The 20215-nt window shown below is 45.4% G+C and carries 18 protein-coding genes; 7 read left to right on the plus strand and 11 right to left on the minus strand.

The features are described 5' to 3' along the window. Positions 1–13 precede the first annotated feature (13 nt). The 5 genes from AC0VYA_RS14460 (at position 14) to AC0VYA_RS14480 (ending at position 6325) form a co-directional block, all read left to right on the plus strand. Positions 14–565 carry a TRAP transporter small permease gene (locus AC0VYA_RS14460; RefSeq protein ID WP_475488755.1) on the plus strand — a complete coding sequence of 184 codons (552 nt, stop codon included), beginning with the start codon at positions 14–16 and terminating at the stop codon, positions 563–565. A 1-nt stretch (position 566) separates the two neighbouring features. Next, positions 567–1853 (plus strand): TRAP transporter large permease, encoded by a 1287-nt coding sequence (locus AC0VYA_RS14465; RefSeq protein ID WP_475488756.1) that lies wholly within the window; start codon positions 567–569, stop codon positions 1851–1853. A 1-nt stretch (position 1854) separates the two neighbouring features. Further along, the gene (locus AC0VYA_RS14470; protein WP_475488757.1) at positions 1855–2895 is read left to right on the plus strand and encodes a TRAP transporter substrate-binding protein; all 1041 of its coding nucleotides are present in this window, start codon (positions 1855–1857) and stop codon (positions 2893–2895) included. A gap of 385 nt (positions 2896–3280) precedes the next feature. Next, on the plus strand, positions 3281–5677 hold the full coding sequence (locus tag AC0VYA_RS14475) for a TonB-dependent receptor (protein ID WP_475488758.1): 2397 nt from the start codon (positions 3281–3283) through the stop codon (positions 5675–5677). A gap of 306 nt (positions 5678–5983) precedes the next feature. Then, positions 5984–6325 (plus strand): hypothetical protein, encoded by a 342-nt coding sequence (locus AC0VYA_RS14480; protein ID WP_011575631.1) that lies wholly within the window; start codon positions 5984–5986, stop codon positions 6323–6325. A gap of 131 nt (positions 6326–6456) precedes the next feature. Here the strand turns inward: AC0VYA_RS14480 and AC0VYA_RS14485 are convergent, their stop codons facing one another. Continuing rightward, positions 6457–7155, minus strand: a complete 699-nt coding sequence (locus AC0VYA_RS14485) for a cation diffusion facilitator family transporter (protein WP_011575632.1) — start codon at positions 7153–7155, stop codon at positions 6457–6459. 66 nt (positions 7156–7221) lie between these two features. On the opposite strand from AC0VYA_RS14485, the gene AC0VYA_RS14490 reads away from it, so the two are divergent. Continuing rightward, entirely contained in the window at positions 7222–7611 is a 390-nt protein-coding gene (locus AC0VYA_RS14490; protein ID WP_473474939.1) for a MerR family transcriptional regulator, read from the plus strand. 108 nt (positions 7612–7719) lie between these two features. Here AC0VYA_RS14490 and AC0VYA_RS14495 read toward each other — a convergent pair whose 3' ends face one another. The 3 genes from AC0VYA_RS14495 to AC0VYA_RS14505 are packed head-to-tail and all read right to left on the minus strand — an operon-like array spanning position 7720 to position 12919. Further along, a complete protein-coding gene (locus AC0VYA_RS14495; RefSeq protein ID WP_475488759.1) occupies positions 7720–10794 on the minus strand; it encodes an efflux RND transporter permease subunit in 3075 nt (1024 codons plus the stop codon). Further along, positions 10791–11846, minus strand: a complete 1056-nt coding sequence (locus AC0VYA_RS14500) for an efflux RND transporter periplasmic adaptor subunit (protein WP_011575635.1) — start codon at positions 11844–11846, stop codon at positions 10791–10793. Before AC0VYA_RS14500 ends, AC0VYA_RS14495 begins: the two co-directional genes overlap by 4 nt. After that, positions 11846–12919 carry an efflux RND transporter periplasmic adaptor subunit gene (locus AC0VYA_RS14505; protein ID WP_011575636.1) on the minus strand — a complete coding sequence of 358 codons (1074 nt, stop codon included), beginning with the start codon at positions 12917–12919 and terminating at the stop codon, positions 11846–11848. The genes AC0VYA_RS14500 and AC0VYA_RS14505 overlap by 1 nt, the downstream gene beginning before the upstream one ends. Before the next feature lie 171 nt (positions 12920–13090). Here AC0VYA_RS14505 and AC0VYA_RS14510 point away from each other — a divergent pair, with 171 nt between their 5' ends. Then, positions 13091–13810, plus strand: coding sequence for a TetR/AcrR family transcriptional regulator (locus AC0VYA_RS14510; RefSeq protein ID WP_475488760.1), 720 nt, complete (start codon positions 13091–13093; stop codon positions 13808–13810). A gap of 78 nt (positions 13811–13888) precedes the next feature. On the opposite strand, the gene AC0VYA_RS14515 is transcribed toward AC0VYA_RS14510, so the two are convergent. The 7 genes from AC0VYA_RS14515 to AC0VYA_RS14545 form a co-directional block, all read right to left on the minus strand. Beyond that, the gene (locus AC0VYA_RS14515; RefSeq protein ID WP_475488761.1) at positions 13889–14284 is read right to left on the minus strand and encodes a hypothetical protein; all 396 of its coding nucleotides are present in this window, start codon (positions 14282–14284) and stop codon (positions 13889–13891) included. Between the two features lie 2 nt (positions 14285–14286). Beyond that, positions 14287–15660 carry a sulfite oxidase gene (locus tag AC0VYA_RS14520; protein ID WP_475488762.1) on the minus strand — a complete coding sequence of 458 codons (1374 nt, stop codon included), beginning with the start codon at positions 15658–15660 and terminating at the stop codon, positions 14287–14289. A gap of 22 nt (positions 15661–15682) precedes the next feature. Further along, the gene (locus tag AC0VYA_RS14525; protein ID WP_475488763.1) at positions 15683–16663 is read right to left on the minus strand and encodes a YeiH family protein; all 981 of its coding nucleotides are present in this window, start codon (positions 16661–16663) and stop codon (positions 15683–15685) included. Positions 16664–16744: 81 nt separating this feature from the next. After that, positions 16745–17734: a TauD/TfdA family dioxygenase gene (locus AC0VYA_RS14530; protein ID WP_475488764.1), complete on the minus strand. Its 990-nt coding sequence runs from the start codon at positions 17732–17734 to the stop codon at positions 16745–16747. Between the two features lie 9 nt (positions 17735–17743). Beyond that, positions 17744–18709, minus strand: a complete 966-nt coding sequence (locus AC0VYA_RS14535; RefSeq protein WP_475488765.1) for an aldo/keto reductase — start codon at positions 18707–18709, stop codon at positions 17744–17746. A 285-nt stretch (positions 18710–18994) separates the two neighbouring features. Beyond that, positions 18995–19447 (minus strand): hypothetical protein, encoded by a 453-nt coding sequence (locus AC0VYA_RS14540; protein ID WP_475488766.1) that lies wholly within the window; start codon positions 19445–19447, stop codon positions 18995–18997. 3 nt (positions 19448–19450) lie between these two features. Then, a complete protein-coding gene (locus tag AC0VYA_RS14545) occupies positions 19451–19795 on the minus strand; it encodes a hypothetical protein (protein ID WP_475488767.1) in 345 nt (114 codons plus the stop codon). Positions 19796–20215 lie beyond the last annotated feature (420 nt).

The raw sequence follows: 20215 nt of genomic DNA on the forward strand, positions 1-20215 counted from the left end.
CGGAGAACACCTCATGCAAAATACTGTCAGTCGCGGGTTTTTAGCCATTAATCGCCCGCTAGGTAAGGTCAATTATGCCATCAGCACCCTTGGCAAAAATATTGCGGGCGTGCTGTTAAGCGCTATGTTGCTGATGATTTTAGCTCAAGTGTTCTACCGTTATGTGTTAAACGATTCCCTAGCATGGACCGAAGAGCTCGCGAAATACTTGATGGTATGGGTCACGTGTTTAGTTGCCCCTTGGGCTTATCGTGAAAATTTAAACGTGTCTATCGAGATGTTTGCCGACGCCCTTCCCAAAGGCTTACGCAGAATGTCAGAAATTATAATCACCCTCTTAGTGATTATGATAAGCGCAGTGTTTTTCAAACAAAGCGTGGCATTTTTCCAAGGTGGTTTTGAAATATATGCCTCGTCCATGCCCGTCAAGCTTGCTTACTTTTATGCCTGCGCACCGTTAATGTTTGCGGCCCTGTTTTTAGTGGGTATCGAAAACCTGATCAAACAACTCTTTGCTCGTGCTTATCTCACTGCGCAAACGATTCCCCCCATGGAAGTAGAATAATATGTCTATCAGTTATTTTTGGGTTTTCATTCTATTGCTCACTGCTGGCACGCCAGTGGTATTTGCCTTGTTAATTGGTCCTGGCGTCAGTTTAATGCTTGACGGTAACGAGGTTTTTTTCTCAGCGTTGTTAACCCGTTTGTACTCAGGGATGAATTCGTTCCCTTTGATGGCGGTACCGTTTTTCATCTTAGCTGGTGAGCTGATGAATCAAGGCGGGATCACCCAGTCTATTGTGCGCTTTAGCCAAACCTTAATAGGGCATTACAGAGGCGGCTTAGCACAAGTGAATATTTTATCGTCAGTGCTTTTCGCGGGGCTATCAGGCTCAGCGGTCGCCGACACCTCTGCGTTAGGTAAAATGCTTATCCCCGCTATGGAAGAAAACGGCTACAGCAGACGCTTTGCCGCTGCAGTAACGGCCGCTTCTTCTGTTATCGGCCCGATTATTCCCCCCTCAGGGATCATGATCTTGTACGCATTTATCATGAACGTATCTGTGGCGGGCATGTTCTTAGCAGGCATTACCCCGGGCCTATTAATTTGTGCTGGTTTGATGATAGTCACCAGCCGAATTTCCAAAAAACGTAACTACCCAGTAGCAAATCAAAAAGCGACTTGGTACGAGCGTGGCAGTGCCCTTAAATCGTCTTTTTTACCCTTACTCACCCCCGTTATTTTACTTGGCGGGATCGTATTAGGTGTATTCACCCCAACAGAAGCGGCCGCAGCAGCAGCGGGTTATGCACTGATCGTTACCTTATTTGTGACCAACACCCTTAAATTCCACAAGCTGCCGCACATACTCGTTAACGCAGCCGTGCAATCAGGAACAATTTTATTACTGGTCGGCTCGGCGGTAACCTTCGCTTGGATCATTACCGTGTCCGGTATGGCTGATATGTTAGCCGAACAAATCGTCGGCATAACCGACAACGTCTTGTTGTTGCTGCTGATCATTAACTTATTCTTATTCGCCATCGGAATGTTTTTAGATGCAGGCCCTGCAATTTTGATCCTAGGCCCTGTGCTAGCGCCTATTTTTATCTCGCTAGGCATCGACCCTCTGCATTTTGCGGTAATCATGTGCGTGAACTTAACGGTTGGCTTAGCAACCCCCCCTATGGGCTTGGTGCTATTTGTGGCTGCGTCCGTATCCGGCGAAAAAACCGAAAATATTGCCTACGAAATGCTGCCATTTTTAGCAGTTGAAGCCTTGGTGATTTTTATTATTACCTATTTCCCTGCGGTCACTATGACCTTACCTCGTCTGTTTGGGTTTGCTTGATATGAATACAAAACGCATTGTGCTTCTTACTGTTTATGCCGTCATTGCGGTGGCCAGTATGGTGGGTATTATTAACGCCAATTCTGATCGCGCTGAATTTATCATCAAGGCGTCTATTCAAGCATCGACTCAAGATGAAGATTATGTGGGTTTACTGGCGTTTAAAGAATACGTAGAACAAGCAAGTGAAGGCCGAGTACAAGTTCAGCTTTATTCCTCGGGCCAGTTTTGTGGCGGCGTGCCTGAGTGTATTGGTAACTTACAAAAGGGCGTGCTTGAAATGTTTCCTACCACGGCAGGCGGCACAGGAAATTTTTTCGCGCCTGCTCAAGTACTCGATTTACCCTATGTTTTTGATAACGACAAGCAAGCCCAGTGCGTGCTCGACGGGCCTATTTTAAGCAAAATGCGCAGCACCGTTTTAGACCGAAACCTGCAAATTCGCCTAATGGGTGTGACCAACACTGGCGGCTGGCGTAATTTCGCTACCACCAGCAAAGCCATTCATCATCCAAGAGATTTAATCGGACAAAAAATACGCACTACGCCGGCTAAAATACAGCAAGAGCTTGTACGGCAATTGAGCGCAAACCCGACGCCGGTTTCATGGGCTGAGCTCTACACTGCACTGGCAACAGGCGTGGTAGAGGGCAGTAAAAACGGTATTCAAGATATTATTGGGGCTAAATTAGAAGAGCATTTAAAATACATAGTGCTGGATGGGCATTCGTATATGGCGGCGCTATGGTGGTTCTCTGAGCCCGTTTGGCAATCATTACCTAAAGATATTCAAGGCATTATTGAACAAGGTTTTGTACGCCAGCAAAAAGCAGCAAATGATTTGGTATTTAATCAAGAAGCCAACTCATACACGTTGTTTGAAAAAGCAGGTGGTACGGTTTATCGCCCGTCTCCAAACGAAAAACAAGCTTTCAAAGATGCTTCAAAAAATATGCGTCAGTGGTTTAAAGATAATTACGGCGATGATTGGCTCACGTTGCTGGAAACCTCAGTGGCGCAATGTGCTACAAACGCTAGCTAACCTGTTACGAAAATGTATCAATTGTATTTATAGCCACTATAAGTAAGACGTAAAAACCTTTCTAATAACACTTATAAAGCCCATTTTTATTGGGCTACAAGCTTATTCTTCAAAGCCCCTCAATCAACAAAATAGATTTAACAAAAAGATTGCAATTAGTTAACTTTATGGTTAAATTTTGCCTATCTTTTGTCTTATATAAGACATCTAATGTTTGACACAAGATGCCCTATGCGTCAGCACAATGAGCATTTCATGCTGTTGATGAAATGAAATATTAAATGAAGAACGGTAAGCCAACTACCAACACACTGACATTCTGCAACCTGGACACGCTGCAAATGAACATTGGACTTGCCCCTAAAACAATATCGTGGAGAACACCATGTTACTAAGACCTAGCACACTACACTCAGGTATCACGCGCGCACTCGCTATCGGTACGTGCATGACAATCGGCTTCGCCGCCAACGCACAAGAAGCTGTGCCGGCAGAAGATAAAGGCCTAATGGAAAAGATCACTGTTACGTCGCAAAAACGCGTAGAAAACCTCAACGAAGTGCCTGTTGCTGTATCAGTGTTACGTGAAGATCAAATTAACTCGGCGTTCTCTGCAAACATTGAAGGCTTACAAGCTTTGGTGCCTTCAGTTAGCTTTCGTAAAGGTAACACCAACCGTAACTCAGCAATCACAGTACGTGGTATCGGTACTATTTCATTCAGTGTGGCGGCAGAGCCAAGTGTATCTACCGTGGTTGATGGTGTGGTACTAGGCCGTTCTGGGCAGGCATTCGTTGATTTATATGACTTACAACGTATCGAAGTACTACGCGGCCCTCAAGGCACTTTATTTGGAAAAAATGCGTCAGCTGGTGTGGTTAACATTACCACCAAGCGCCCATCTGATGAATTTGGCGGCACGGCCGAAGTGACTTTATTTCAGGACAACGAATACCGTTTGAAAACCAGTGTAACAGGTGCATTGAGCGATAACGTTAACGGTAGTTTGACGGTACTTAAATCACAGTTCGACGGCTACATCGACAATGTGTATAACAACGAAACAACCAACGGCTACGACAAGGAAGGTATCCGCGGTATGTTAGACATTACCGCCGCTAACGATACCGACATCCTGTTCATTTTTGAAAACGTAAAATCGAATGACAATTGCTGTGCAGATTTAGAACTTGCACCAAGCAACCGTTATGTTTCCTCTGACGCGGCCCCTGACAGCACAGGCAATGGCGACCTCGATTTAGAGCAACGTAAAATTGACCATGACTTTGAAACTCGCACCATAGATGAAACCACTGGTTTCTCAGTGCAAGTAGATAAAATGATTGGCGATCACGAATTTACTTCAATCACAGCTCACCGTAGCTGGGATAACACCGAGTTTCGCGAAGGTGATTTCACCTCAACCACGGGCTCTATTCCTTTGCCTGTTAACTTTGGTAGCGTGCCGGACGGTGGCGTTGGATTTCAGCTTCACGATACGGGTGTACAAAACTGGAAACAAACCTCTCAAGAGTTTCGTATAGCCTCTCCTATTGGCGGTGATTTTGACTATCAATTAGGTGCATTCTGGTGGACACAAAAATCTGAGCGTAACTTTACCCGTGACGCCAGCTGTCAAAATAACGGTGGTCAATTCCCAGCGGCTATTGGCACATACCTGACCGAAAGCCTTGGCGTAGCTGATCCTTCTGAAGCACAGATTAATCAATTTATCGCCGATGAAAATTTAAGCTGCAATGCTAACGACATCGTCAGTGCTACTGCCTTTATGCGCACCCAATTCGATAACTGGGCATTGTTCGCTGACGGTAAATATCACATTAATGACGACTTACGTTTATTGTTCGGTATTCGTTATACAGATGATGAGGTGAGTTACTCACACGACCGTCGCAGTAACGATGAATACAAGCGCACAGGTGTGGGCGTACGTAGCTTTGAAACCAACTATCAAGGTGAAACTGACGAAACGAATGTATCAGGTAAAATTGGTGTGCAGTACGACTTAACTGACAGCAGTATGGCATATTTCACTTTCTCGCAAGGTTATAAAGGCCCAGCGTTTAACGTGTTCTACAACATGGCCGATGCTGATGCACTGCCCATTGATAAAGAAACATCTGATGCTTTCGAGCTAGGTTATAAATACGCAAGCAACGATTTAATTTTCAACGCGGCTATTTTCAGAACTAACATCGATGGTTTCCAAGCGAATAACTCTGAATTACTTGATGGTGTCACCATTACCCGTTTAACAAACGCGGGCTCGGTGATTACTCAAGGTATCGAGTTTGATTTGATGTGGCAGGTAACAGACGACTTCACGCTAACCGGCGGCTTGTCTAAAGTTGATGCTGAAGTTGATGAGTTCAAATGCCCAGTGACTGATGCAAATTGTACTGGTCGCTCTGGTGCTGACTTACCTTTCTCACCTGACCTTAAGTACTCAGTGACAGGCGAATACTTATGGGAGCTTGATAACATGAACGTTATCCTCAACAGCTCATATGTATACACCGACGAAATGTACGCAGGTGCCCCAGGTGGCACCGCCACAGCAGTAGACCTGTTGCCAGATTACGGCATCTTAAACGCAAGCTTGGCGTTCTCGTTTGACGACGATGCATATCGCATCAGCTTAATCGGTAAAAACTTAACTGATAAGAGCTTTGTCACTACTTACAGTGGCGATAACTTCCGTTATCAAATTCCGCGTGATGCAGACCGTTATTTCGGTGTTCAATTACGTGCAAATTTCTAACCGTAAACGTCTAACCTTTCCCTGAGAGTTAGTGTGTGTTTAGGGCGCCTTAGTGGCGCCCTTTTTTATGTCCGCGATCAAGAAAAACGCACAAATTTAAAACAATCCTTTTATTCCATTTGCCACTGGGGTAAGTTTATTTATAATCGGTTTTTACTTATTATGTAGATGAGCCATTAGCCGATAAAATTCAAGTAGTTAGCTTTAAGCTGTGTTTTGCTCGCGGTTTAATCTGTGGGTGCATAACACGTAAATTGATATGGCGAGCCATATTGTTACTTTTTATTGATAATCTATTAGTTAATTATGAAATTTCACATTCAAAAGCATTTAGAATCTTACTTAGTAAAAGAACGCGTACCAACCGAATACCGAAAGTTAGCCTTAGGTTGTGAGTCACATCTTGAAGACTCTTGCACGTTAATCACTTTCCCCCACGATCGTAAAAACATGGTGAAAAGCAGTTTAGTACAAAAAGCACTGACCAAACTAGGTGAGCTTGAAGATCAAAGCTTGGTGGTGATAGGTGGTTGTTTTACCGCTGAATCAGTTGAGCTTCTTAATGAAGTGGATGCTGTTATATTGTCACTGTCTGAAGGTCATTGGACTGACTCGAGTCAGGGCCATATTCGCGCAAATCACGATTAATATATTCAGGCTTTTACCCTAAAAGCGAATGAAAGCGACGAACTTGCCGTCGCTTTTTTATTGCTGTTTTTTTGATACTGCATCTGTGAAGTTATTACTGCTGACTAGCGCTAGTCATTCTACGCTGCTTACTAGTGACAACAGGAAGACTTAGGCTTACTCGGCGCTTGGTCTTTAGTCTCTTGCTTGTTTACCATCTCATCAGATTTCAGCGAACAATGATGATCTTGCGGCGCTGCGGCTATTAAACCCCTCGCCTCAGCGACAATCTTCCATGAAGATTGAACAATCACTAAAGCAATGATGGTCCCTATGACTAAATCCGGGATTGACGAATCTAACCACACCACCAGCCCAGCAGACACAATCACACCCACATTGGCTATCATATCATTGCGCGAGCATATCCAACTAGCACGCATGTTAATGTCACCCGTTCGGTAGCGAGAAAGTAACACGAAGCAAAATAAATTTACGGCTAAGGCCAACAGCGAAATCCACAACATGATATTGCTTTGTGGCGCACTGCCATATATCAAGCGCCTGATGACATCAAATAAAATCAAGCCAGCTAACACCAGCTGCAGGCTGCCGTTGAACAGTGCCGCTTTTGCTTTGTACTCAATGGCCTTACCTACAGCGTAAAGCCCAACCATGTACACCATGGCATCCGCTAACATGTCTAACGAGTCTGCCATTAAGCCACTTGATTGCCCTACCCAACCGGCAATAAATTCTACGAAGAACATAGCACCATTGAGACCTAGTACAGTCCATAGCAACGTTCGTTGTTCTTTGTCTTGGGCGTTCACACCACAACATTCACTCATATGACTCCCATTGAATTGCGTATTAGTAAGCGTAGAATAAGGGTTCCAGTAACAGGAAGGTCAACCATGCAAATTAAACAATTAGCGCAAGTCACGAACGTCAGCGCCAAAACAATCCGCTATTATGAAGACATTGGGCTGCTACCCGAGGCAAAACGTGGGGAAAACGGCTACCGCTACTATCAGCAAACTGATGTGTCTTCACTGAATTTTATTCGTCGCTGCAAAGAGTTGCGCATGCCTCTGGCTGACATAAAAAGATTGGTGGCTGTGCAAAGTGATGGCAATGCCCCCTGTGCAGAGGTAGACGCATTAATTGCCCAGCAATTAGAGCAAATCCGCGTTGCCCAATATGAATTGCAACAACTGGAAAAAAACCTGCAAGCATTAGCCGACAGCTGTCAACACAGCCAGATAAAGAACTGCGATATTTTAAATCACTTACATGCCAACTAGGGTGCGCTGTACGCAGAAAAAAAAAGCCCTACAAATGCAGGGCCTAATGTGCCTAGTCAGGCTGCTAAGTGATGTTATTAACGCCGTGAAAAAAATTTCCTCATGAATTTACGCGGTACCGGGTTTCACTTTATAAAATATAGAAAATAACACTGGCACCACAATAAGGGTTAATACCGTCGCAAAGCCCAGACCCGCCATAATAGTAATTGCCATAGAGCCAAAGAAAGGATCAAACATCAGTGGCACCATGCCTAAAATGGTCGTCATGGCGGCCATACTGACGGGTCGTACACGACTAAGTGCACTGTCCACCACCGCCTTATACGCATCCTTGCCTGTGGCAAGTTCTATGTTTATCTGGTCCATCAATACAATGCCATTTTTCAAAATCATCCCGCTCAGGCTAAGTAAGCCAAGCAAGGCAGTAAAGCTAAAGGGTAAACCTGTGGCCAGTAACCCCATAGACACGCCTATGATAGCCAAAGGCACGGTAAACCAAATGACCAGCGGTTTACGCACTGAATTGAACAAAAAGACAGTAATGATAAACATCACCAATGCCCCCAAAGGTAAAGACGAAAACATCGCCGCTTGAGCATCATTGGTGGACTCGTACTCTCCTCCCCACGATAACTCATAGCCTTCAGGTAATGTTATTTCCTCAACCTTAGGGCGTAGACGGGCAAACAAAGACGCTGCGGTTTCATCCCCCAACACATCGTGATCAGCCATAACGGTTAAGGTACGCTTCCTATCTCGGCGTAAAATAAGCGGATCGATCCACTCCATTTTTACACCATCAATAATTTGCTCGATGGGTATGTATGTTTGCAAGGTAGGGCTCCAAATATTTAGATTCTCTAAAGATTCAAAATCCACCCTCTCTTCTTCCGGTAAACGTGTGATCACAGGCAACATATGCGTACCATCACGAATAATACCTATGGTGTTACCACCAAATGCCATTTGCAAAGTACTTGATAAGTCTTGCTTAGAAATGCCCAACCGCCGTGCTTTCGATTCATTAAACTGAGGCACCAGCTCTTTGGTACGTTCGCGCCAGTCATGACGAATATTTCGCGCACCAGGATCGGCATTAAACTCATCCTCTATTTGTACGGCAAGTGAACGTAATATGTCTGGATCTGAGCCTGTGATCCTTGCTTCGATCTTCGACCCTGGCGTGGGACCAAATTCCATAACCCTTAGGCGAAAGGTGGGATGCGCAAAGTTTTTATTCAAGTCAGCTTCCAAACCATCTAGTAGTAAAAACATGTTTTCCCGGGTGTCAACGCGCACGGTCATTTGCGCAAACGCCGCGTAACTTTGCTCGGGCTGATAGGTCAACATAAAGCGCTGCATACCTTGGCCTACAGTGGAGGCAACAAAATCAACATGCTCCAAAGACCCCAAATACGCTTCTACCTCAGCGCTCTGTTTAATCGTTTGCTGAATATCAGTCCCTTGTGGCATCCACACATCAACATGAAACATAGGCGTGCTAGAAGCAGGAAAGAACGATTGCTTCACGTTGCCAAAACCAATCACAGCCACCACTAATAACACGACCATAGATGCGACCGTGGTCCAACGAAAACGCAGGGCAAATCTCAGCATCGAGCCAAAAACAACAAACAATGCCCCTTTGTAAGCATCGTCTTCTTCGTCGTCATTCTGACTGCCATCAGTACTTTGTGGCTTTTCTTTAAGCAGTAGATTGGCTAAAAATGGCGTTAGGGTCAGCGCGGTTATCCAGCTTAAAAATAGCGAATAACACAATACCCAAAACAGCGATCCCATAAACTCACCGGTGGCATCTTTTGACAACCCAATGGGCGCAAATGCAGCTATAGCGATAACGGTAGCCCCAAGCAAAGGCCACTGTGTTTGCGTGACGATATCCTTTGAAGCTTGCAATCGGGTACGACCTTTTTTGAGCCCTACCAATATACCTTCAACAACGACGATGGCGTTATCCACCAGCATGCCCAGGGCAATAATCAATGCACCAAGAGAGATACGATGTAGCTCAATCTCGTTGTAGTTCATAAGCATGAACGTACCAAAAACCGTTAACAGCAACACGGTACCGATTATGATCCCGCTGCGCAGGCCCATGGCAAACAAGAGGACGACAATCACAATACCTACCGCCTGTGCCAGACTTATCACAAAATCACTGACGGATTTATCAACCTCTATCGCTTGATTATAGAAATAATCTAGCTCCACTCCGGCCGGTTTAATACTTTGCAATGCTTCAAACTCTTGCTCGATATGTTTACCGATTTCAACCACATTTACCCCTGGGGAAAATGAAATTCCTAAGCTTATTGCTTGGCTACCATTGAACGTCACCACATTATTTGGGCGCTCGGCAATGCCCCGTGACACTTTCGCCACATCTTTCAAACGAATAAGGTTACCTGTGTCTCGGCCATGAATAATGAGGTTTTCAAGCTCTTCTACTGAACTTAATGTGCCACTAGGTCGGATGATAAGCGACTGACCATTGACCATGATTTGGCCAGATTGCTGCACGCTATTTTGCTGATTAAGTAAACCAGTGACCGTGCTCATGTCTAAGTTAAGTGACGCTAAACGCTCTAGGGACAATTCGACAAAAAGCTGCTCGGTTTGATCGCCAGAGATTGCCACCTTACCAACGCCTTGCACCAACTCTAATTCCCGTCGTAGTTGATCCGCGTAGCGCTTAAGTTCAACTGCGTCGTATCCGTCGCCGGTGATCATGATCATAATGCCGAACACGTCACCAAAATCATCAAGGATCTGCAAAGAGCTCACGCCTGCGGGAAGCGTTGGCTGAACATCGTTTATCTTACGACGCATTTCATCCCAAATTTGCGGCAGGCTTTCGGGTCCATATATGGACTTCATACTGACTTTGAGTTGAGACATACCAGCAGAAGAAATCGAGGTAATAGTATCGATATAGGGTAATTGGCGAATTTCACGCTCTAGTGGATAGGTCAGCTCCTCTTCGACTTCTTGCGGTGTTGCACCAGGGTAAGTCGCAATAATCAAGGCGTCTTTTAGCGTGAATGCAGGGTCTTCCAAACGGCCTAAGCCGTAGAAGGCTGACAAGCCGCCTAAGGTTAAAATCGTCAGAAACAGCCAGCTAATGACTTTGTGTTTAATCGAGTATTCGGCGATATTCACTTTACGGCTCCTGGGATCGTCATACCCTGTCTTAATTTTCTTAAATTCGAGTTGGCAATCACATCGCCCTCACGCACACCGCTGGTAACAATTACACCGTTGGATTTAACCTGACTAACCTCAACCGGGAATGCTGTTACTGCCCCGTCTTGAATTTTCCATACTTTGAATTGCCCACGCTCGCTAGCTGCGTCAAGCGCGGTCACTGGTAAGGCATAGCCATGTAGCATCGACATCTGCGCTTTGATCATGTCAACACTGACGCGCACGTTAGTACCGGGTAAAATTTTAGGGGTAACTTGAGGCATACGTAGCCAAAATTGATAGGTCTGAGATTCAGGGTTTAGCTCACTGGTGTGCTCAAGGTAATCGAGTGGGTAATTCCCTTCGTAGCCATTGAAATGCGCGACAGGCCGATAATTTGGTACGCTCAATAATGGTTTCAAGCGCGTCAATACGGTGTCAGACACTGAAATTTCAACGTATACATCTTTGCTCTGATAGATACTGACGACCGTTTCGCCCGCGGCTGTGCGCTCAAAATCTTGTTTTGATACTTGCGAGATAATACCATCTACCGGGGCTTTGATGCGGGTGTAGCCAAGTTGTACTTCGGCCAGTTTGGCATTCGCTAGTGCAAGTTTGTAGTTTGCCTTGAGCTCGTCGAGTTCCGAGGAAGATAGCATTTCCCTCTCTCTTAGCTCCTTACCCCGTGCTAATTGACGTGCAACTAAATCAAGTTTTGCTTGGGCGTCATTCAACGTTTCTTTGCGTTTACTGTCATCCAAAATCGCCAATACTTGACCTTTTTTGACCTCATCCCCTTCTTGTACCAATACATCTAGAATTTCGCCTTCTAGACGAAACGATAGCGGTGTGAGCTCAGGGGCAATAACCTGACCATTGAATGCACGAAATTGGGTTTCAATAGGTGCGGGTACAGTAATGGTATCTAAAATAAGAGGCGGTTTACTGCGGTGTTCTATATTCGGCGAACACGCTTGCAGCATGATCGCGCCCATAAAAACCAAACTACATTTTGTACAATTCATCAAATTCCGTCCTCTTCTACCCACGGCTTAACAAGCTGACCCTCTTCAAGACCGTGAATGCCGGTTTCAACCACGAGATCACCTTGTTGCAACCCGCTATGAATAAAACCATTGTCATCTAATAGCACGGCTGTTTTCATCACACGTTTTTCATTTGGCTCGAATTTCCAAACGTGACCTTTTCCATCTTCTTTGCTGATCCACGCAGTTCTGGGCAAAGTGAATTGACGTTTATTCTCTGGGTTAGCCACATGTACTTGGCCACTCATGCCTGACAACAAGGTCACATCAGCAGGGCGGCGCACCGTCACGCGCGCAGTGTAAGAATTGGTATCAGTATTTGGCTGGGTGGAAATTTCTTTAAATTGAGCGGGTATTTGCTGTTCACGGGCTGAGTCCATCGTCACCCATACGCTCGATTGGCTAATCGCCTGCACGCCATAGTTTGAAACAAAACTGACGGGAACGGTAAAGACCACATCCATCACGGTGTTGTTTAGTACTTTCATCACTGGTTGATTAGCCGCCACCACCTGATGAGATTCGGCGTTAGTTAATGACACTGTGCCATCAAATGGCGCAATAATTTTAGTGTAGGTTAAGTCTGTCTTAGCTTGGGCGAGCTGAGCCTTAGCCACCTTGTAATTGGTTTCTGTTTGATCGAATACGTCTTTACTAATAAGGGTGTCTTTGATCAATGCTTTGGCTCTTAAATACTGTGTTTCAGCCAAATCAAACTCTGCTTGGCGAGTGTCCAAAGCGAGTTGGTAATCCGTTGGGTCTAACGCTGCCAGTAACTCGCCTTTTTTGACCTGCTTGCCCATGCGTGGCATGACCGATGCAATTTCACCGGCTACGTTGAATGACAACACCGCACGCTCTGTGGCATCCAGTTTACCGATAAAGCTGTCAACATGCTGACGGCTAAGGTCTGGCACCATAGTCAACTTTACTGGCTTAATAACACGGCTCACTTCTTGAGAGTTAACATTGTTGCACCCAGTTACGCCGACACTGACCAGCAAGATAACTCCTAGCGAGCCTAATACGCGACTGACATTTCTACTTAGCATTTCACTTATCTCATCTTTATTGCCCAGTCGTATAGCAAAATACTATACAGTCGTGCAGTATATTTAATTTATTGCTAAAATCAATATTTATTGACCTACCGGTACATTAAAAATTTTAAACAGCGTAAATATCTGTTACAACACCGCCAGCAAAAGGGTGAAAGAGTAAAAATGAACGTAAAAAAGCAAGGGCGTAGAAGCGCCGAAGATGCAGAGCAAACCAAATCAGACATATTAGAAGCCGCGGCTGAATTGTTCTGTGAGCTCGGATTTGAGCGTGTTTCTTTGCGAAACATCAGTGATAAAGCCGGGGTGTCTCATAGTCTGATACGTCATCATTTCGGCAGCAAAGAAGAAATCTGGCACGCAATCAGTGACGAACTGCATGAATTTATTGTTCGGTATGTGGCTGTGGTCTACCAAAAAATGTCTAAAACAGTCCCGGCTAACGTGCAGCTGTTCGAATTTGCTAAGCGTATGCTGGCATATATGTTGGTATTTAAACGTCCTGTTCAGTTAATGGCGGATGCCGTGCGCCAAGAAGATGCCCTGCTCGACTACTTCATTGGCAGTAGCGACGATATTGAAAGTTTTGTGGAAGGGCTGGTAAGCGCTCACAATACCGCTTTCCCTGAAGCACATATTCGCATGTGGGATTTAAAGTGGCAGATTGTAATGTATTCCCATGCCGCAGCATCCCTAACGCCGTTTCTAAAGGAAACTTGGTCTGACGAAACAGACGATCTCGACACCTGCTTACTGCGACACTTTATGTTGTTCGAACAGACCATGGCTGCAAGGTTAAAGATCGATAATGGCTATCGCAGCATCCCGAACAGTGTAAAAGAGTTGGTTTATGAATTACCTTGCTCGGTAACGCCAGAGGAATAGATTTTTATCGAGCTAACGTAGGTAAGGCATAAAAAAGCCTAGCAATGGCTAGGCTAACTCGTTTGTACTTACACTAGCCTATTTCACCTTTTTCGGCATTAAGTGCTGTGGCAATGGCGCTCGTCGCCCCATGGATCGCTCGCCATAGTTAGCACTCAAATAATCGAGTATTTTTTCCTCTTGGGGCAAAGGCCAAAGGTTTTGGGTTTTCTGCATCCAGCGAATAGTACTCAACCAGCGTTCACGGCTCATGTGATTTTGCGTCACCAATTTGGCCGAATGACAAGCGGTACAATGGGCCCGCACCATTTCAAAGCCGGGCTTGATGATAAAACCTGAACTAGGGTCTATTTCGCCGTTCTTGCTGGCTGAAGGTGTTACATCAGCTGCGCTAGTTAATCCACTTGCCAGCGCGCATACGCCTAACAGCATCAGCCTTTTAAGCCCATTTAGTCTACCGTTTAAAGTGCTCATGGTTATACCACTTGCACAGCAACACGATGGCAGGCATTGTTTAAATATCCTTTCGGGTTCCAGCCCGGCAATATCATGGGTTGGCTTATTCCATCACTATCAGTGGCCCTAGCCCAGACCTCAAAATAGCCTTTAGCAGGAAAGTTCAGCTCACTTTGCCAGTGTTGCCATGCATTGCGATTCACCGGTTTTTCAATCTTGGCTTGTTGCCATGTTTGGCCAAAGTCGACAGAGATATGCACCTCGCTGACCACTTTATCCCCAGCCCATGCGTGCCCGCGCACCGCAAAGGTTTGGGATTGCTTATGGCTTTCTCCTGATTTAGGAAAGGTAATAAGTGATTTAACAGGCATGGCATGAATAATACACATGTCCTCTGCGGCCACTTTGCTGCCAGGCGCAACCGGCTCACAGGGCACGCGATAAGCAGGTGCCGCCATTTTCGCGCCGTCATGCACTTGGTCACGGATCACAATACGCTCAAGCCATTTACCAGAGGTGGATGCTGGCCAGCCTCCTATGACTAAACGCAGTGGATGACCGTTCATAATTGGAATATCAGCATCGTTCATCGCCCAAGCAATCAGGTTTTCTTGTTCAAGGGCTTTATCGATAGGCACGCCGCGAGATATTGCTTCTTTGCTCGGGTCACCACTGATGTGCGTGTCTTTGCCGTAATAACCGATATATACCGCATCGTCTTTGATGCCAACGTCTTTGAGCACATCCGCTAAGCGTACGCCTGTCCATTTAGGGCAAGCTACCGCCCCTGTTGTCCACTGGTTCCCCTTGGCACCTGGGTTGAACTCCGCGCGCCCGTTACCGCCACATTCTAATGTTATTTGATAACTATGATGCGTAAATGTCTGTTTTAGATCCTCGAGACTATATTGTTTGCGTTGTTTGGCAGATTCACCTTCTATGGTGAGTACCCAATTGCTTACATCAATTTCATTGGGCGGAATACCATTGTTACGCACGAACATATTTTCGGCGCTGGTGATTTTATCATCCAGCATATGGGCAGGGGTTTCAGCATTAATTGGCCTGTCATTGAGCACCACCAGCCCCGCACTTTTACCTATGATTGCGGATGGGCTATTGGTTTGGGCGAACGCGCTGGATATCATGCCCGAGGGAAGTAAAGGCGCAAGTAAGGTTTGTGCGCCGGTAACGACGCCGAGTCCCAGTAGAAACTTTCGTCTGGACAGACCGCTATGCGCATTGTTAATAGGCGTTGTTGCGTGCGCCTCAAAAGACGAAGCACCTGCAGAAACTGTATTTGAATCAGAGTTAGTATGGGAAACATTGGAAATTGCCGACGAATGTTCGACAGAGGAAAAAGCAGACTCAGGCTTGGTCTGTGTTGGTTTCATGACATCACCTCATTAAGAAAATTTAAAGATAAGGAAGGCATACCAATATCAAGCCAGCAATCCATGCCGTTTCTAGCATTAGCAATAAAATTGGTTTGAAACCTACCGTCAGTAATTGGCTTAAGTTGGACTTCATACCAATTGCTGCGATGGCGATGACTAATGCAAAACGTGAGATATCAGTAGATATTTTGGTCAATGCCTCAGGCAAGGCTACTATGCTGTTGATGCTCATTAAAATAACAAAACCGATTAAAAACAATGGAATACCAGGTGCTTTAGCATGAGTAGTTTTGTCTAAATTCATCCTCAAGACCAGCAAAATACACACAACGACCGGCATCAATAATGCCACACGTACCAGTTTCGTCAGTGTTGCTAACACGCCAGTTTGTTCTGACACTGAGTAACCTGCGCCCACGACTTGAGCGACATCATGAATAGTGCCGCCTAGAAAAATACTGGTGGCGGTTTCATCAAGCCCTAACATACCAGCGATAATCGGATAGACCACCATGGCCATAGTCGATAGTGCAGTCACACCAATAATCGTCAATAGCGTGTCGCGATCTTTGTCTTTGCTGTCAGGTAAGACTGCAGAAATAGCCATAGCCGCTGATGCACCGCAAATCCCTACTGCGCCGCCAGTGAGCACGCCAAAGCGTTTTTGCAAGCCGAATGCTTTTGCTAATACGATGCCAAGCAAAATTGTGCTCATAATAGCCACGACCAATAACAAGCCGGTTTTCCAGCCTAATGCAATTAAGTCACCAAAGGCGATACGCAGACCAAGTAGCGCAACACCAATACGCAAAATAGTACTGGCGGTAAATTCGATACCGGTTTTACATTGGGTGCCTTGATGCAAAAAAGACATGGCGATGCCTAACAATAAGGCAAATAACATGGCGGGCGCGCCGTAATGGTCGCTTAAAAATAGCGCGGCCATGCCCACAGTTGTCGCCACCATAATGCCAGGTAGCAATGTTTTGATTCTTTCCATATGTGTTTTTTCCATATGTGTTGCTACCTGAAATTAAGGCGGGCTGTGAAGATGTATTAACGAGGCGATGCGTTAGCGATATTAATTCATCGCCAAGGCAACAAGCACTTCACGCTTGCGCTCACCTGAGTACGAACGGCGTCCGTGCATACTCATGTAGTTATCAACTAACGCAACGTCACCGTCTTGCCAAGGCAGGTCAAAGGTGTAATCTTTGGCTAAATCTGTGGCTAATTGCAGTCCTTCTACTGGGATCGCACTGCCATCGCCAAAAGTAATGGCACTTGAAGGGTTTTCCCGTACGCCTTTCCAGCCCATAAATGCAGCAATAAGCTGGTTGTAAAAGACCTCTTTACCGTTATCCAGTTTTATCACAGCAGGCAATACTGGCGTGGTGGCACGCAAACCGCCATCTTCAGTCCACGTCCAGCTATAACCTAGCTCTTTAAGCTTGGCTTCCGCTTCCGCTTGGCTTTCAACACTTAGGGTGCTCTTCCAGCTTCGACCTTGGCCTGAATTAACGTCATTTTCACTTGGCATGTGCGTGGTGTACTTTAAGCCTTTGTTGATGAAGTCTGCGGCTAATACAGGTTGCTGCGTTTTTAGCGCCGCAAACAACAGGTCAGAGCGGCAAATTGGCGTGGCTCCGCCTTCATCTGCAGCCGTTTTACAAAAGAAAAATACTTTGCTCGGTGAAATAGGCGTTTGAGCCATTTCGTGATGCAAGAAAATCTCTACATGCTTAGGCGCTTCATTAGCGGTGAATACCCGCTCAGTGAAGTTAATGCGCACAGCGTTAGACAACGACTCTTTGTAGGTGAAATTTGGGTACCCAAAGGCGTTAGAAAACTCGTCAAACGTTTCCGCTGAATCAAGAGGAAAACCTCTGAACAAAATAGCCCCTGACTCTTTTAGCTCAGCCTCAAGTGCTGCTTTGTTTTGCTCAATCCACGCTGCACAATCATCTAGAGACTTGACTGATCCGTCGTTTAAAACAACACGTGGAAAAACCGAGTCACCGCTTTTTAGTTGATGCGGTACGTCAACATAATTAATCGCTGGTACTGACATGATTACACCCTAATCGTAGATTGGATAAAAAGTATTGAATGCTTCTTCACAGAAATGGCCGGGATCGTTAAAACGACGATTACTGTTAAGTGCGTTAATATCGTCCATTTCTTGCTGCGACAGTTCGAAGTCAAAAATGGCTAAGTTTTCCACTAGACGCTCAGGTTTAGAGGTTTTTGGAATGATCGCATTGCCGCGCTGCACGCCCCAACGAAGCACTACTTGCGCTGCGGTTTTGCCTAAACGTTGTGCTGCTGCTTTGACCACACTTTGCTCTAGAACAGATTCAGCAGCCCCTGCCATATCAAGCTCAAGGTATGACAAAGCACCAAGAGGTGAGAACGCAGTCACTTGGATGTCGTATTGCTTCGCCAATTTCATCAGACGTTCTTGCGTCAAATATGGGTGCGACTCAACTTGCAACATAGCGGGCTTGATTTTAGCGTAAGCCATCAAATCATTGAGCAAACCTGTGTTGTAGTTACATACACCGATTTCCTTGGTTAAGCCCTTCTCAACCAATGACTCCATGGCGTGCCATGTTTCAAATAAAGGTACTGGCGCCAATTCCATCTTAGGATTAGCGGCACTAGGGTCTGTGATCCACTCAGGTGGGTAGCGATCATCAAAGGCGACAAACGGCTGAGCTATGGGGAAATGAATCAGATACAAGTCTAAATAGTCTAATTGCAAATCTGACAAAGAACGTTCGATTGCTTGTTGCACATGCTCTTTTGCATGATACGTATTCCATAATTTTGACGTGATCCATAAGTCTTCACGGGTACAGATGCCTTCGTCGATGGCGCGCTTAATCCCCTCGCCTACCTGTACTTCATTGCCGTAATCACAGGCGCTGTCTAAATGGCGATAACCTGCTTTAATGGCCTCATAAACGGCATCGGCACAGATATCTTGGGGGATTTTCCAAAGGCCGAATCCGACTTTGGGCATTTTGCTCTGACTGAGTGACATACATTCATTCCTAAGGTGAAAAGCTACGGGTAATAAATAGACGCTAATTAAATCTAATATTATGTCTTATATAAGACATAAGTTAAGGTACTGCTTGTGATTTGTCAAATAGTTGTGTACTAATTAACTCAAGCTAGCGGCGACAAGCAACTAAGACATTGAATTTACATGAATATTTAAAACATTGAGCGGTAAACAAAATGTAAACGAAAGGTCAAAATACGAAGAAAATGAATTGGATAATCCCTTTAAAAAGGCGAAATTATGCATACAAGACTAGCGTTTCTATTGATTCAGCAGTTCTCGCAACTTGCGCTCTGCTGCTTGGGCCGGTGTTTCGCTATGAGGGGATTGTAAGGGCGCTTGCGTGTGGTTTTGCGCAACATTGACCGCATCATCACGCTTTTGTTCGTGATAGTCGCGGTGCTCACTGTCACACTCTTCATCATCAAACAGCGCTGCAAGTTGTGCTTTTGCCTGGCGTTGTTTGATGAGTTTTGTATCGTCAAAAGCGCGGCTAGACAAAGCATAATATTCACAGAAGTTGGCCCGCTCTTTATCCACGATAAACTCGGCACGCTCTTCATTACAGCCTGTACGATTGTGGACATCATAATGCTGACACATTGTACAAGCATGAATATCACTATGACACTGGCTGCACTCTTCGCGACGAGACACAGGGGTAATGATATTGCTCAGATGCACGCCGCACTGCCAACATGTTGCCGTGGCCATTTGTTATACCTCTATATCAATAAATTTAGGATCATCAGACTCTGTGTTTTTTGCAGCTTGCCCCTTAGGCGCCTGCTCAGGCGATTTCACCTCGCTTTTGGCGACGTGCTGGAGCTGTGCGTCACGCTGATGTTGTTCGTCATGCGGATCTTGGGCGTCACGCGTAGCATTGCGTCGCTGGCGTTTCTTTTCCCTGGGGTCGTCTTTGTCAGGTCGGTAAGCTTCATCCTCTTCATCTATCTGTTTGATAGCACCCTTTTTATCAATTTTTTTGACCTTGAGTTCATCACGGGCAATGGGTGACTTCCCCTCACGAGGCAGAATAGAAAACAGCAAGTCGTTCAACATGGTTCTCTCCGTTTTAGCGTAGCTACCAAAAGCCAATAAAAGCAGCGATTGTTATCGCCGTACCTGTTCTTTACTGGTTACTAACCGAGCAGCTCATTAATTGCGTCAATTATCAACCGCACCAAGCATAACATTTAGAGCCTAGCGGTGGCGCTTGGTTCCCGCCGGATTTGTATGTACATCGACTAGGTTAATAAATAACCACACAGATGCTAGACCCAGTTATTTAAATTATGCTTTTTAGCAGTAACTTATACCTGTTTTACGTGACAAAACCTGTTGCAATCCCCTTTGCAACAGTCTTTCAATGCTCTTACAATACATTGATGTAAAAAGTTAGAAATTTACTATTGCATTAAGCAAGCCAATTAGCTAATGTTTGCGCCCTCAGTCGAAACACGGCCCAAGAATTACAATGTT

The sequence above is a fragment of the Paraglaciecola sp. QJM3NY_14 genome, from assembly GCF_056173245.1.

What these genes read in the sequence shown, in the direction of transcription:
- AC0VYA_RS14465 (WP_475488756.1), top strand. Translation starts at nt 567, where the DNA reads ATGTCTATCAGTTATTTTTGGGTTTTCATTCTATTGCTCACTGCTGGC.
- AC0VYA_RS14475 (WP_475488758.1), top strand. Translation starts at nt 3,281, where the DNA reads ATGTTACTAAGACCTAGCACACTACACTCAGGTATCACGCGCGCACTC.
- AC0VYA_RS14545 (WP_475488767.1), bottom strand. Translation starts at nt 19,795, where the DNA reads ATGTTGAACGACTTGCTGTTTTCTATTCTGCCTCGTGAGGGGAAGTCA.
- AC0VYA_RS14460 (WP_475488755.1), top strand. Translation starts at nt 14, where the DNA reads ATGCAAAATACTGTCAGTCGCGGGTTTTTAGCCATTAATCGCCCGCTA.
- AC0VYA_RS14535 (WP_475488765.1), bottom strand. Translation starts at nt 18,709, where the DNA reads ATGTCACTCAGTCAGAGCAAAATGCCCAAAGTCGGATTCGGCCTTTGG.
- AC0VYA_RS14540 (WP_475488766.1), bottom strand. Translation starts at nt 19,447, where the DNA reads ATGGCCACGGCAACATGTTGGCAGTGCGGCGTGCATCTGAGCAATATC.
- AC0VYA_RS14510 (WP_475488760.1), top strand. Translation starts at nt 13,091, where the DNA reads ATGAACGTAAAAAAGCAAGGGCGTAGAAGCGCCGAAGATGCAGAGCAA.
- AC0VYA_RS14480 (WP_011575631.1), top strand. Translation starts at nt 5,984, where the DNA reads ATGAAATTTCACATTCAAAAGCATTTAGAATCTTACTTAGTAAAAGAA.
- AC0VYA_RS14505 (WP_011575636.1), bottom strand. Translation starts at nt 12,919, where the DNA reads ATGCTAAGTAGAAATGTCAGTCGCGTATTAGGCTCGCTAGGAGTTATC.
- AC0VYA_RS14515 (WP_475488761.1), bottom strand. Translation starts at nt 14,284, where the DNA reads ATGAGCACTTTAAACGGTAGACTAAATGGGCTTAAAAGGCTGATGCTG.
- AC0VYA_RS14520 (WP_475488762.1), bottom strand. Translation starts at nt 15,660, where the DNA reads ATGAAACCAACACAGACCAAGCCTGAGTCTGCTTTTTCCTCTGTCGAA.
- AC0VYA_RS14470 (WP_475488757.1), top strand. Translation starts at nt 1,855, where the DNA reads ATGAATACAAAACGCATTGTGCTTCTTACTGTTTATGCCGTCATTGCG.
- AC0VYA_RS14490 (WP_473474939.1), top strand. Translation starts at nt 7,222, where the DNA reads ATGCAAATTAAACAATTAGCGCAAGTCACGAACGTCAGCGCCAAAACA.
- AC0VYA_RS14525 (WP_475488763.1), bottom strand. Translation starts at nt 16,663, where the DNA reads ATGGAAAGAATCAAAACATTGCTACCTGGCATTATGGTGGCGACAACT.
- AC0VYA_RS14530 (WP_475488764.1), bottom strand. Translation starts at nt 17,734, where the DNA reads ATGTCAGTACCAGCGATTAATTATGTTGACGTACCGCATCAACTAAAA.
- AC0VYA_RS14500 (WP_011575635.1), bottom strand. Translation starts at nt 11,846, where the DNA reads ATGAATTGTACAAAATGTAGTTTGGTTTTTATGGGCGCGATCATGCTG.
- AC0VYA_RS14485 (WP_011575632.1), bottom strand. Translation starts at nt 7,155, where the DNA reads ATGAGTGAATGTTGTGGTGTGAACGCCCAAGACAAAGAACAACGAACG.